Source organism: Microseira sp. BLCC-F43, assembly GCF_041929235.1.
Taxonomy (GTDB): Bacteria; Cyanobacteriota; Cyanobacteriia; order Cyanobacteriales; family Aerosakkonemataceae; genus Microseira.
Window position 1 is genome coordinate 45,301 of record NZ_JBHFNP010000349.1, and the last position, 14,074, is coordinate 59,374.

Here is a 14,074-nt window from a genome sequence, read left to right on the forward strand (position 1 = left end):
GGGGAAACCAAACTTGTGGGGGAGCAATGTATTTTTACGCATCAGTACTCAGTTAATGCTATTAGGGTAGATGTTGGCATATATAACGCTTTGTGAGTCATCAAGTGGGGACTTTTCGATATTAGAGCAAAACAAAGCTGCCAATTTGCTTGCTTCCTTCGCGGCGTCGTGCTGCAATCGGACACGATCTGCACCAGCGCGACCCATCTGTTCTAGCTTTTCCACAGGGGACTGCAATGCGACGCGCATCACCTCAGTTAAGGCTTCAACCGATCCACCTGGCACTAGCCAACCGCAGACATTCGGTTCTACCAGTTCGGGAATTGCCGCAACGTAGGTGCTGATGACTGGTCGCCCTAATGCTAGCGCTTCCATCACCACTAATGGCAACCCTTCGGCAAAACTGGGCAAAACCATTGCCCGCGCCGCTAGAATCTGTTGCTGAACTTCAGAGTTACTTGCCCAACCAGTAATTTCGACCTGGTCTTGAATACCCAGTTGTGAAATTAAAGTTTCAATTTCAGGTCGCAAGGGGCCATCGCCTACCAAGATTAGCTTAAATTGCAAACCTTCGGCGGCTAACCCACCAGCTGCTTCGACCAAGAGCAAGTGACCCTTCTGTTCGCTCAGTCTACCAATGCAGGCTAAGCGCGGCGTCTCTGTTACGGGGGTATGGGTTTGAGACAAAAATATCTCGTCTACACCACAATGAACGACGTGGATTTTTGACCAATGCTGGCGATCGCACCACCTTAACACCTGGCTTTTACCAAAAGAGCTTACCGCCACCACAAACGCCGCTCGCTTAATCTTTTCTCCTAAATACAGCGCTTTTGGTTCGTCAAACTCTTCCGGTCCGTGTACCGTAAAGCTGTAGGTTGGCCCGCCTAGCACGCGACACAACATTGCTACCGTCGTCGAATTGGTTCCAAAATGAGCGTGAACGTGTTTTATGCTCAACTTTGAACACCAACCCAGCACCACGCAAGCTTCAGCCAGGTAGGCAAAATGATCCAAAATGTTACCTTCTGACCGCTTGCTGGTTTGTAGCATTAACCACAAAGCCTTTAACAACGAAACAGGTCGAGTTAAAGCCGTCAAGACCAGATTAACCAGTAAGCCTGGAATCCCTACTCCCAGAACGACTCGCGTTTTTTCCAATTCGAGTTTGTCGGCTTCATCCACCAGTTCCGAGCCGCACGAGCGCAGGGCAAACCTTACAATTTGAAGGCCGCAAGCTTCCAGACCGGCAATTTCTCGCCGAATAAAGCTATGGCTGACCTTGGGATACTGATTAACCAGATAAGCTATAATCATCAGCCAAATTAGAGGCATGTCACAGCCAAATTATAGGCAAGCGACAGCCAGAGGATTTTATTTTTCAGCGAACTTTATAATTATACTAGGATCTAAGGCGCGATCGTTCTGCACTAGCGAGCTTTTCTTCATTTTCATACCACAGGGAGAATGGGAGCGATCCCTGTCACTTTTTTTACCCGAGCTCAAAAGTGACAATATAAAGATATTCTCGTTTTTCCCCAAAGGAAAAGCCACCCACAATCTTCCTAACCTATACTCGATGTGAGTCGGTCAAGCCGAATCAGAGTCAAGACATAATTGTATAGTGACGGTCGATTGAGTCAGTGGCAGACTGAGTAAGCAAATCTGCGTAGAAATTGACAAATGGTTAAAGATAGCCGAGCATTGCAGCAATTACCATCGGAAGACCTAGAGGAGTTTAACGCTCCGCCTTCCAAAGGGTTGAATCTGCGTCCGTTTTTAAGGACATTCCAGCGGCAAGCGTGGTTGGTTACCGGGGTGGCCGGGGTAGTAATGTTTGCCGCTATGCTTTCCGGCGGCAAAGAACCCCCGATCTATGAAGGCAGTTTTCGGCTTTTAGTAGAACCAGTAACATCTGAAGCCAAAATGGCTGAACCCACCACACTCACTCGCAGTGGGGGAGGAATACCTGATGATAAGGTTTTTAGCCTCGACTATCCAACTCAGTTACAGATTTTACAGAGTCCGGCAATGCTATCTGCCATTGCCGAGCAAGTTAAAACCCAGCTTCCTAAGTTTGGCTTGAATCAACTTAAAAAAGGACTAATAGTTCAACGCATCGGTGAAGATTCGTTTACCAAAACTAAGATTATCGAGGTTATCTATAAGGGGGAAAATCCCAAAGAAGTTGATTTGGTTTTGAGGAAAACGGCTGAAAAATACTTGAAGTACAGTCTAGATGAACGAAAAACGCGCATCAGTGAAGGGATAAAATTTATTGACGACCAAATGCCTGAATTGCAAAATAGAGTAAATCAATTTCAGGGACAGTTGCAAGTGCTGCAACAACGATACACTTTAATCGATCCAAAAGCACAGGGCAGCGACTTATTCGATCAAGTTCGTAAAATAGGCGATGACCAATTAGAAGCTCAAAGGCAGCTGCAAGAGCAGAAAATTTTGTATGCAAATCTTCAGAGACAATTAGATCTAACGCCAGACCAAGCACTGGCAGCATCAGCGTTAAGTAAAGAACCCAACCGCTTGGCATTGCTACAAAAGTTACAGGAAGTAGAAAGTCAAATTGCAACAGAAACCGTTCGCTTCACGGCTAATAGCCCCAACATTCAAGCTTTACAGGAAAAAAGACAAAACTTACTCACATTAATGAATCAAGAAACCGAGCGAATTTTGGGACGAAATGCAACAAGTAAAGTCAGCAACCCCCAAGTATTATCTTTCCAAGATGAGGTTCGGGTAAGACTAATTGAGGAACTGGTTAAGACGGCTAACCAAATTCAACTGCTAGAGGCTCGGAATCGGGCAATGGCAGAAACTAGAAATGCTTTTGAGCAACAAGCAAAGCAATTTCCAATTATTGCTCGTCAGTATAATGATATAGAACGGAAATTGGAAATTACAAACCAGACGCTAAACCAACTTCTGACTCAGCGAGAAACACTGCGGGTCGAAGCAGCACAAAAAAACGTGCCGTGGGAACTCATTTCCGATCCTCAAATTGAGCGCGATGCTGCTGGAAATCCGGTTGCGGCTCCCCAGAGTAATAGAAAGCAACTAATGATGGGAGTAGGAGGAGGACTGTTTTTGGGGCTATTGGCGGCTATTCTCCTAGAGAAGTTCCGCAATATGTTTTACACAGTTGAAGACATTAAAGATGCGATGGAAGTGCCGCTTTTGGGAGCCATTCCACTCGATAAAAAGAAAGAAAAAACACCAAAGTCAATGGCATTGCTGAAGTGGCTGCCCAAAATTAACGACAGCCATCAAAATACTTCTGCTTTTGTAGAAGCTTTCGACTCTCTCTATGCCAACCTCCGTTTTCTCTATTCCGCTCCACCAGTCCGTTCGTTAGCAGTTTGCTCGGCTACGGCTGGTGATGGCAAGTCTAAAATTGCCTTACATCTGGCTTATGCAGCAGCACAGGCGGGTCAGCGAGTCCTCTTAGTGGATGCTAATTTGCGCTGTCCTCAGCTTCACCTCTGGTTAGATTTACCAAACCACAGGGGACTTTGCGACCTGCTTAACCACAAATTATCCCCTAATGTTTTCATCGAGCGATCCCACCAAACCGAGAATTTGTTTGTGTTAACTGCTGGACAACCTTTACCAGACTCTCCCAAACAACTCGGCTCTCCTGGGATGCAGCATCTGACAGATGAACTTCAGTCCAACTTCGATTTAGTTATCTACGACACGCCTAATCTGCTTACCTTTATGGATGCCAGTTTTATCGCTACCCATACCGATGGAATATTGCTGGTGGTAGGCGTCAAACAAACTAAAAAATCCGCAGTCATGCAAGCCATTAGTCAGCTAAACACTTTTCGCTTATCAACCCTGGGTGTAGTTGCTAATTATGCCAAACCAAAGTCCGCTGCTGCCTCCTCTGACGATCGCCACCCAACTTCCAGACTTAACGAAAAACTCGCATTAGATTCCCACCAGCCTTCTCTTCCAGAAATGAATAGCAAATCGATTTGACTCATAATAAAAACGCTTGTTCCTAGTTGCGCTATCTTCGCTAAAGCGCAACTAGGAACTCTACCTATTTCGGGCAATTAATCCAACCAACTTGACCTCATAGTTAGCACCAGCGTTCTACTCCCATCCCTTATTTGCTTGTGTTCTTGTATTTGCGGATTCGTTGCTTCATCCAAAACGCCAACACACCCAAAAACAGCAACCCCATCACCCCAAGCAGAGGATTTCCCTCAACGCCCGTAATCCAGTCCGGAACCTTGCCAGAATATTGCACCAACTGCCCTACATTGATCATGTAATAACCCCAAACTAGCCCCGCGTGCAGGCCAATTGGCAGCCCAAGACGCCCTTGACTACCCTGCTTCCCCCAAACCATCGTTAACCCAAATAGCACCAAGGCTGGAAATGTGGGCAAAGTGCGAAGCATCGCTTGCAGGGGACGAATAAAATGCAGCAGCGCAAAAATAACCGCATCTGCCCAAACCACTACGCGCGGAAGGTAATCACGCTGTAACTCATCTAGTAGCCATCCCCGGAATACCACCTCCTCTGCCAATCCAATTAACAGAGCGCTCCCCAACCCTTCTAAAATTACCCTGGGAAAGCGATCGTCTGGCTGCTGCCACACCAGCCACCCCAGTATCCCTTCTAGGCCAAATAGACTCAGTACAAATAACAGCCCAATACTCAGTCCAACAAGCAATTCTAAGCCATTCTGCCGCGTTCTTACCAAACCGTAGCTGTTGAGCAGATGGGGTTGCCGGTATACTTTCTCACCCCAAAATCGCAGCAAGAGGAGAAATTCTCCGAATAACAGCCCCATCGTCAGGATAGTAACCAAGTTTTGGTCGCGCCCTAACCAATAAATTGGCGCTGCTGCTGGCACCCAGAGCAAAAGCAGGGTCAACAAAAAGACACCCAGCCTGATCGGGGCAGGGCAGCTAGCTAAACGGTAATGGTTCAGTCGCAAAAAATTCTGGCCTTCGGTGCTATTCTTCGGGTTCAATCGTACTGGTCAAGCCGTGATTTTTCAAAGTTTCGCAGTAAAACTCCGCGTGTTCCTGAGCGCAGGTAATCACCAAAGCAATCCCGTTCGTATGGGCTTCCATCATAATACTGACGGCTTGGGGTTGGGTGAGATTGGGCACGGTTGTCAATAATACCTTTACCACATACTCCATTGGGTTGAAATCATCGTTATGGAGTAAAACGCGGTAGCGAGGTGCAAGTTTACGAGACGTTGAACGCTTTTCAAGGGTCTCGACAGACACGGCTCTATCCTCCCCGTCAATTCAATACAACTGGGTAACTCATTACTGCTATGGAGAGGATTTAAACTCTCGTGACGCTCCTACACCTCCCTTCGGGTAGGTTTTGGCTTCCAAGACATAAGATCTTGGAACTTCCTGAGTGGTACTCGTGTTCTTTCCCACTACAGCCGTTTATAGTCAGGTTCGCGTCCTGCCCGACTTGAATAGTTAAAAACCATTCATCAATCGTTCCATGAAGATTTTACCCACAAGTGGCAGTATCGATATACGACACACTTCCTTGTGGAACCCCCTATCTTCAGTTGTCAAGGTACTGTTCGGTGACCAGCATTTTCGGCTATTGCCACCTGATAGAATAATAGCAGCTATTCGCTGTATATTGTATGATGGATACTTTAAATACAGTTGTTAATCTGAGCCTGCTGCCAGCCTTACGGCTGTTTCATCCGTTGTTAGCAGCAAACGGCGCGATTTTGCTCTTAGCTTTAAAGTACTTAATATTTAATTTATACCATCCAACTGCTGGCCTAACCACCTAGCTGGCAATTTGTCAGCCCAACTCAGGGGAGTGGGCTGACCATAGCACTGGGAGAGGGTGCTGCGAGCGTTGACAAGCGGCGCATCAGCGCTTCGCACCTGCCCCCAAGTATCAACCGCAAATGCTATCTACAGGTGAGGGCAACAAGCTTTAGCCAAATTATAGCCTCAATCCCGATTACCCTTGGGGAGTGGCTCAATAAAATCAGGAGACAGCACCAAGATACGCTTTTTTCTTTTGACACTTTGCCGCTTAAAAGACGGCGGATTCTTCGCTCATCGAGCGATCTTGCTCAAACTTGTTGCCAAGTCCGAGATTAGGATCTTCTCTCCCGAAGCGTTAGTTGACCTGTGCCCCACGGTACTTGTTAACTGATAGCCAGTCTGTTTCAACGCGCGAGCCAAAATATTTATCGCCGCATTATGGTCGCGGTCTAACGTACATCCACATTGACAAACGTGAGTGCGTACAGACAGCGACTTTTTCACAACTTCACCGCAATTAGAGCAGTTTTGGCTCGTATATTGCGGTGGTACTCCCACCACAACCCGACCGTAAACCTTGCCTAAATACTCCAACCACTGGGTGAATTGCGACCCTTGCAGCATCGCATCCCCCCCAACCCCCCTTAATCAGGGGGGTGCCTCAGGCGGGGGGATGGTGGTTTTTCACCATATTGCGAACTTGCAGTTTCTCCAACGCCACAAAATCTTGATATTTTATGACGCACAAAGCCGTTTTAACGGGCATTGCTCTTGACGCTGGCGGGAAACTTTTAAATGCTTGCTTCCTAACCGATTAATCGCGCGCTTCCGATTGCGAGACCCCTTTTTCTTCTTAGAAACACGGCGCTGCAATCGCTTTAAAGCTTTTTCCGATTTACGCAGGTGACGGGGATTTTCTAGCTTATTACCTTGCGAATCGGTATAAAAGGCTGACAATCCAACATCCAATCCAATCGTTCTACCCGTCGGTTGGATATCGATATTGCGATCTGCGTCTATGACGAATTGAACGTAATATCCATCGCTGCGCCGAATAATTCTGACGCGCTTAATTTGAGCGATTTGGTAGTATTGTAGGTCGTAATTACCAATGAGCTTTAATCTACCAATATCGTTTTTGTCGATGAAGTTGATATATCTGCGTTCTTTTGATAGCTTCCATCCCGTCTGTTTGTCTTCAACGGAACGGTTTCTCTTTTGGAATTTTGGGTATCCTTTTTTACCCGTTTTCCCTGATTTGCAGTTTGATTAAAAACGTTGAATCGAGAAGGATGCCCTCTCGGTAGCTGCAAGTCTTGCCTGATAGTTGAGCCTGCTTGCCAATTCAAACTCTTTGGTTATAACCGCACTTAATTTGCTCAATTCAAACAACTTAACGCCACGATTATCCATCCAAAACCTGATTGCTTTTTTCGGATTAATTGGCATTTACGGATAGCTTCATCTTTTATTTTTCGGTACCGAGCAACTTTTCTTTTAGCTTTGAATGAGTATGTAATCATGGCGTTCTGTTTGAGCGACCTGGTTTAATTGTACAACTGTTTATTGTTAGCATGACTCCCTAAAGACAAAATTTAATATTCTCGATGTTGACTGCGAATAAATAAGCCCTTGTCGCATTTCATCCACCGGATGAATCACGCTTGTGTTCATGCTCCCGCTCTGTTTTAGGTAAGCTCACCCCCGGTTGAAGCACGGAGGCTTTTGCCCCGTACCCAGAATCGTTGGTTTTCAGTAGCCCTAAGAAACTAGCGATGTCAAAGAAGTTCTTCCTCAAGCATACTAGCCCTTGAACCTCGAGGCTGGCTTACATTCAGGATATCCCCGTGGATATCCAGTCTTGTTTCTACAACCGAGTTCCCCCGGACAGCCCCATTACCACGGTTTGCGTATCACTCGTCGATACTTGCTTACTGCGAGACCTTTTCTGCGTGGTTACCGAGGGTGCCTTTCGATCATTTCAGCATCTCAAATATTGTACCGATTTGGTACACTAAATGTCAAGGGAACAGTTACACATTCGAGTCAAGGAATCAGAGTATGAAAAACTTGAGCGTTATGGCAAAAAACACAAGAGGTCTAAGTCAGACGTTATTCGAGAGTGCATTCTTTCTTTGTCTGACAGGGATTAAAATCGTTCGTGTCGTGCTTCTGCGCCGTCAATTTATTGCGGCGCAGAAGCACTCCCTAAATCTTTAGGTGAAGCAAGCAGCGATGGGTTTTGCTTATAACTTTCAGCCTAGCCAAATTGTGTGTCTGGACCATGAGGGAACCTGCCTGTACGCAGAAGTGATTCAAATCGTTGAATCCCGTCAGTTGTGTTGGGCACGCCCCTTAATGCTGGCAACTGCCCCATTGGGTGTCGAGCCAGTTCCACAGCCGCCTACTTTGTATGACTTGCGACAAGGTGCAGATTTGCTTTGGCCTTTGAGCTTGTTCCGCACTGCCCTCGATACTGAAGTAATACCGCTGTTGGCTCAGCTACAGGCGTCAAAAGCTCAATCTGAGGGATGCCACTCAGCACACCGACAACTCAGCCATTTTGTCCGCCAAGTTTGGCAAGCCCACCCAGCCAAATTTTCATAAAATCGGCGTAACTAACCCACTATACCTTTCTAGCTTTCGGTCAATTTGCTCTGCCGGGAAACCAGTTCACGGGCCCTCAGACTCGCTTACTCATCTCGCAGATTACTGACACTGCTTTGATCCCGACCGATGCAGCGGCCCGGATCCTGGATACTGATGTATCCCCATCAAAGCTTGTCCTGGTTAAGCGCTTGTGGATGGCGCTAGTACTTTCAACCGGCTCTACCCTTGGAGAAAACCTTTATTGGTTAGAAACTACCGTGAAGCTAGTTTTATTGTCAATACGGCAACTGCGAATAAATTCGCTTGTGTCGAAATTGGGCGAAGCAATCTTCTTGGCGGGGCTAGCTTTCTCCCACATTTATTCAGCTGTAGATTGGTTTGTAGCAATCTAAGACGGCTCCTGCTCAAGTAGCGCAGCCATCGAGTATTTAACCGCCTAGTCAGCCGAATGACCTACTTGCGGCTAGCAATTTTAATTATAGGGACGAATCTCTTCAACCCCGATCTTGAGAGGGATTCGTTCTTAGCACACAAGTAAAGTTTCCCAGCATTTTTTCCCTAGCCCGATTATCAGTAGCTTGCCACTAACGCAATCCGACCAGCATCCATCTCAGCCATTAATAATTCCAGCGCCTCGTAATCAACATCAGAAATGTAACCCAGGCGCGTCAGTTCATAGTTGATTTCATTCTCGATATCCGGAGTCAGTCGCCGAATCGAAATAGCTTTTTCTACCAGTTGACGAATCGCGTTTTTAGTTTCCACGGTTGGCAGGGTAACTCTTTTAATATCAAAATTTTCCACCTACTATTTATCTGTCGGGGTGATCTGGAACTTTTGCTTTGAGTGATCTTACTCACACGCGGCTTCAACCTTGGAGTTTTGGCAAATTATTCAGTTCTGATGCAAAAATCCAGAGCCAATTGATATTTACAGAGTTTGAGCCTGCCAGCATCTGCTTTTCTACGGTTTTTCGTTGCTAGCCAAAGAAGGGAAAGAGTTTGAAGCAAATGGTCGAAGCTCACTTCTAGTCAGAGAAATACTTAAAAGCTATTCCACAAAAATCAGGTTTTTAAGTATTTAACAACCGTATTTTTTCGGAGGTTTCGATTGTTGTTAATATCCCGGTTCGCGTTGCTGCTGAAGGCGACCCAAAACCCTAAAAATTTTCCAAGTTTCCGGACATGACCGTTTATACGTTGAAATTACCCCTTGGGCAGCTGTTGCAGATATGAAGTAATTCTTTCTAACTGTAGGATTAACGACTGCATAGCTTGAGGAAGCTGCGCTATATGCGCGATTCTCAAGCGCCCATACTTTTCCAGTCTGGCTTCGCCCTACGGGGCGGCTAATTGGCTAATAGCGCTACTCCAGTAGCTAGCTAATGGACCCGAAGCTCTTGCGCTTTGGAAATCGCTAAGGTAGACTCCGAACCCAGAGCGTGCCGTCCTTGCATCCGCGCCCTACCCCTTCTATCTTGATCCCTGAAATTTTTGCTGTCTGGGCAAGAGAAGGGGGACTCTTGAGGTATTGAAGCAACGGTCGGACTTGTTCATAAATCGCTCGGGATTGCTATAGTGTCTAAAATCATTACTTTGGATATAAATTATCTGAAAAAAAGGTTCGGTAACTTGGTATTTTCCGAAAGCAGCAGTTATACTGTTGTCGTTTTAGGTTCCCTGTCAGTCAATCAGTTGTATAAGGAAATACTTTTTAGCGAACCAAGCTTGCTCAAAACTTTAAACAAATGGGGTGGAAAGATGAAGATTCCGTGAAAACCCTCAAAGCGAGTGGTCAATACTGCAAACCAGCGTTTAAGGTCAAAGGCATCTGATGCCATTGTTTGTCTATTCACACGGTAATTGAATCATGCAAGCGACGATTGCTACTTCCCAACTGACAGTTATTCAGCCCCAAGGCCATCTCAATGCCGCCAACGCGCCTGAATTTGGCAGACAGCTAACAGCAGCGATCGCTTCGGAGTGGCCTACTGTTGTATTGGTAGACATGGAACAGGTGGAGTCTCTAGATAGTGCTGGTCTGATGGTCTTGGTTTCTGCTCTCAGTCACGCTCAACAGAAAAACTATCAATTTAGCCTTTGTTCGCTTTTACCGTCAATCCGGATCATTTTTGAGCTAACTCAGCTGGATCGGGTGTTTGAGATTTTTGCCAGTCGCGCTGCTTTTGAAGCCGCACTCAACTCCTGGGCAAGGCGCTAACGTCTGCTTAAACAACGACTGCGACTCGTGATTCTCCTGCACGCCTTGGGGCGCTGTCCTGCGGATACTTAAGCGATGGCACCAGCCAAACCCCATAAAACCCTCTCGACCGTTCCAGAATTTCCCCGAAATATACCATCGCCTTGCCTGCTATTTGGCCTGTTATTGGGCTGTAGCAGGGTCTTGGCATGACAACATTAACCACGTTTTTTCCCGCTCACAGCAACTGTGCTAAAATTACTTGAGTCAGTAAAAGACTTTAAAACTTACCGACCGGCTGGAGGAAAGTTGACGACCCAGGATCCCGTTGTAAGGCTGTGTTTACAAATGTGGTAAGTGTGGCTTTTCCATCGCTCGCGATCTAAATGCTGCGATAAATCTGGAAAATGCCTCAAAAAACCCTTGTACGTGCGGCAAGCGCGGAATTTACGCCTGCGGACAAGAAGAAGCCGAATCCCTTGGTTGAAGCAGGAAGCAAACGTCGAGTTAAGCGAAATACTTGATTTGAGTAAGTTTTGTTTGGCACAACGTACTACCTCATGCCCCAGATTCCCCTTTTGCCGCGAAAGCCAGGGAAAATTAGCTATGAGAAATTTTTCGCGGGATGGCAGAGGTTTAAATTTTGATCGATGGCCCTGTCGCTGGAATTAAACGAGAAGAGAAGTAACTGTGGCAGTCGCAGTAGAAGCATTACTCACACCAGATATCCTCCGCCCAGCTCGTTATTTGGGCAACGAGTTGGGCGCGGTTCGCAAAGCTTGGGATGCCGCTGTTGTGCGCTGGGTATTGACTTACCCAGAAGTTTATGAAGTTGGCGCATGTAACTTAGGGCATATTATTCTATACAACATTTTGAATACCCAGCCGCGACAGTTGTGCGATCGCGCCTACTTACCCGCGCCAGACTTAGCAGCGAAACTGCGCGCAACCCAAACGCCCCTATTCGCGGTCGAGTCGCGGCGTCCCCTGACAGATTTTGATATTTTGGGCTTTAGCCTCAGTTACGAACTGGGCGCAACTAACATCTTGGAAATGTTAGACTTAGCCGGAATTCCCCTCACGTGGAAAGAACGGGCGTCCGATAATTCCTGGAATGTTGAGCAAGGCAGTTGGCCTTTAATTTTCGCCGGGGGTCAAACGGCAACATCCAACCCGGAACCCTATGCGGACTTTTTTGACTTTATCGCTCTGGGTGATGGGGAAGAGTTATTACCAGAAATTGGCTTGGTCCTGGAAGAGGGTAAGGCAGCGGGATTGAGCAGAGAAGAACTATTGCTCGATTTGGCGCTAGTACCAGGGGTTTACGTACCCCAATTCTACGATATGGCAGCAGATGGCTCGGTGCATCCCAACCGCCCGGATGTTCCAGAGCGAATTCTGCGGCGAGTGGCGACGCCAATGCCTGCTTACTCGATTGGTTTGGTTCCCTACGTCCAGACGGTACATGACCGCCTCGTGGTTGAAATTCGGCGCGGTTGTACTCGCGGTTGTCGCTTTTGTCAACCGGGGATGTTAACCCGTCCGGCGCGGGATGTGGAACCGGAACAAGTCATAGAATCGCTCGAGCAGGGAATGCGGCAAACTGGATATAACGAGTTTTCGTTGCTTTCCTTGAGTTGTTCCGACTATCTGGCGCTACCGGCAGTCGGGATGGAAATTAAAAATCGCCTGAAAAACGAGAATATTTCTCTATCCCTACCCAGCCAGCGAGTAGACCGATTTGACGAAAATATTGCCAATATTATCGGCGGGACGCGCCAAAGCGGTCTGACTTTTGCTCCAGAAGCCGGAACCCAGCGAATGCGGGATATTATTAATAAAGGGCTGACTAACGAAGAACTGCTGCGCGGCGTTAAGACGGCGTTTGAGCAGGGTTGGGATAAGGTTAAGCTCTACTTTATGATCGGCTTGCCGGGTGAAACCGACGCCGATGTGCTGGGCATTGCGGAAACTGTCCGCTGGTTGCAGCAGCAATGTAGGGGAAAAGGCAGAAAGCTGCTGAACTTTAACATTACAATTTCCAACTTTACGCCCAAACCCCACACGCCCTTCCAGTGGCATTCGGTAGCTAGCGCAGAGTTTGATCGCAAGCAGGAATTGCTGCGCCGGGAATTCCGCCGCATCAAAGGCGCGAAAGCTAATTTCACCGATGTGCGGATATCGGCGATGGAAGATTTTGTGGGACGGGGCGACCGACGGTTAGCGCCTGTGCTGCGTCGCGCTTGGGAACTGGGTGCCGGGATGGACTCTTGGTTTGAAAGTTTAGATAAAGCTTTTGCAGCTTGGACTGATGCGATCGCTGAATCTGGTTTAACCTGGAAATATCGCCTGGTAGAAAACGGCGAATGGGTCATGGAGCATGGTGCAGGGTCAAACCTATCATCAGCCCTCGACAAACAATTGCCTTGGGATCACCTGGATACGGGTATCGATAAAAACTGGTTAAAAGCCGACCTGCAACGTGCGTTGGATGCGGCTACGGTTCCAGATTGCTCGTTTGATGGTTGTTCCCACTGCGGCGTCTGCGGCACCGATTTTGGTCATAATATTGTCATCGAACCACCGCCCATGCCTCAATTTGAGGGGCACTTTGCACCGAATCAACACCGGGCAATGCGCCTGCGAGTTTGGTTTGGCAAGCGGGGCGATATGGCGCTTGTAAGCCATCTGGATATGGTTCGGTTGTTTGACCGCGTGGTGCGACGGGCGTCCATACCCGTTTCCTATACGGGTGGGTTCCATCCTTCTCCTCGCATTTCGATCGCGAATGCGCTGCCCCTGGGAGCCACTAGCGTTGGAGAAATTGTAGACTTTGAGTTGACGCAGCTGATGGATGTGGCAGCGTTCCAAGAAAGCTTAGTCGCCCAACTGCCGGAAAATATTCCCGTCTACCGGGTGGAGGAAATTGACCTCAAGGCTATGGCTGCAACTCGGTTGTTAGAGCAGGCAGAATATTTGATTACGGTGGCATCTGCTACCGCTGCTACCACCCAGGCGTGGAAAAATTGGATAGAGGCGATTAAAGCTAGAGATGCGATTTGGACTGAGCAAACTACCAAGTCCGGACAAGTTCAGCAGGTGAATCTGCGCGATCGCTTGTTTGAGTTAGATCTGGTAGAAGAAAACCTCAGCTCCGATGAGTCGGTGATGCTCCGCTATGTCGGTAACTGCCGTAACGATGGCTCTCAGCTGCGCCCGGACCACGTTATATTCATGCTCCAACAAGTTGCGGAGCAAGAGTTTCAGTTACTCCATATCCACCGCCGTCAGCTTCTGCTTGAGGCAGTATGAATGGTAAACCTGGGTTTTGTATGATAAGATCCGATTCAGAGTAAGGCAGTAATGAGTAACCCTCTGGCTTTACAGCCAGAATACTCGCGAGTGGGTAACTCGAAAAACAACTTTTGGCAATGTTAAAACACCGCGAACACAAGGAATTAAGCGCTTGA

General features: G+C 47.4%; 10 protein-coding genes. 4 read left to right on the forward strand and 6 right to left on the reverse strand.

From position 1 onward, the window contains the following. Positions 1–48: 48 nt before the first annotated feature. Complete coding sequence (locus ACE1CM_RS46200) at positions 49–1,335, reverse strand: glycosyltransferase (protein WP_374886364.1); 1,287 nt, start codon at positions 1,333–1,335, stop codon at positions 49–51. Positions 1,336–1,683: 348 nt separating this feature from the next. Here ACE1CM_RS46200 and ACE1CM_RS46205 point away from each other — a divergent pair, with 348 nt between their 5' ends. Then, positions 1,684–4,002 (forward strand): GumC family protein, encoded by a 2,319-nt coding sequence (locus ACE1CM_RS46205; protein ID WP_374886365.1) that lies wholly within the window; start codon positions 1,684–1,686, stop codon positions 4,000–4,002. A gap of 130 nt (positions 4,003–4,132) precedes the next feature. Here the strand turns inward: ACE1CM_RS46205 and ACE1CM_RS46210 are convergent, their stop codons facing one another. From ACE1CM_RS46210 to ACE1CM_RS46225, 4 genes are all read right to left on the reverse strand, one after another. After that, on the reverse strand, positions 4,133–4,912 hold the full coding sequence (locus ACE1CM_RS46210) for a CPBP family intramembrane glutamic endopeptidase (RefSeq protein ID WP_374886366.1): 780 nt from the start codon (positions 4,910–4,912) through the stop codon (positions 4,133–4,135). Between the two features lie 79 nt (positions 4,913–4,991). Continuing rightward, a complete protein-coding gene (gene clpS, locus ACE1CM_RS46215; protein ID WP_226588404.1) occupies positions 4,992–5,273 on the reverse strand; it encodes an ATP-dependent Clp protease adapter ClpS in 282 nt (93 codons plus the stop codon). Positions 5,274–6,086: 813 nt separating this feature from the next. Continuing rightward, positions 6,087–6,419 carry an RNA-guided endonuclease InsQ/TnpB family protein gene (locus ACE1CM_RS46220; RefSeq protein ID WP_374886367.1) on the reverse strand — a complete coding sequence of 111 codons (333 nt, stop codon included), beginning with the start codon at positions 6,417–6,419 and terminating at the stop codon, positions 6,087–6,089. Positions 6,420–6,530: 111 nt separating this feature from the next. Then, positions 6,531–6,764 carry a transposase gene (locus ACE1CM_RS46225; protein WP_374886368.1) on the reverse strand — a complete coding sequence of 78 codons (234 nt, stop codon included), beginning with the start codon at positions 6,762–6,764 and terminating at the stop codon, positions 6,531–6,533. 1,251 nt (positions 6,765–8,015) lie between these two features. Between ACE1CM_RS46225 and ACE1CM_RS46230 the strand changes: the two genes are divergently transcribed. Then, positions 8,016–8,402, forward strand: a complete 387-nt coding sequence (locus ACE1CM_RS46230; protein ID WP_374886369.1) for a hypothetical protein — start codon at positions 8,016–8,018, stop codon at positions 8,400–8,402. A 573-nt stretch (positions 8,403–8,975) separates the two neighbouring features. Here ACE1CM_RS46230 and ACE1CM_RS46235 read toward each other — a convergent pair. Next, positions 8,976–9,209 (reverse strand): hypothetical protein, encoded by a 234-nt coding sequence (locus ACE1CM_RS46235; RefSeq protein ID WP_373872935.1) that lies wholly within the window; start codon positions 9,207–9,209, stop codon positions 8,976–8,978. Positions 9,210–10,274: 1,065 nt separating this feature from the next. Between ACE1CM_RS46235 and ACE1CM_RS46240 the strand changes: the two genes are divergently transcribed. After that, complete coding sequence (locus ACE1CM_RS46240) at positions 10,275–10,625, forward strand: STAS domain-containing protein (protein ID WP_374886370.1); 351 nt, start codon at positions 10,275–10,277, stop codon at positions 10,623–10,625. 669 nt (positions 10,626–11,294) lie between these two features. Then, positions 11,295–13,916, forward strand: coding sequence for a TIGR03960 family B12-binding radical SAM protein (locus ACE1CM_RS46245; protein WP_374886371.1), 2,622 nt, complete (start codon positions 11,295–11,297; stop codon positions 13,914–13,916). Positions 13,917–14,074: the final 158 nt, after the last annotated feature.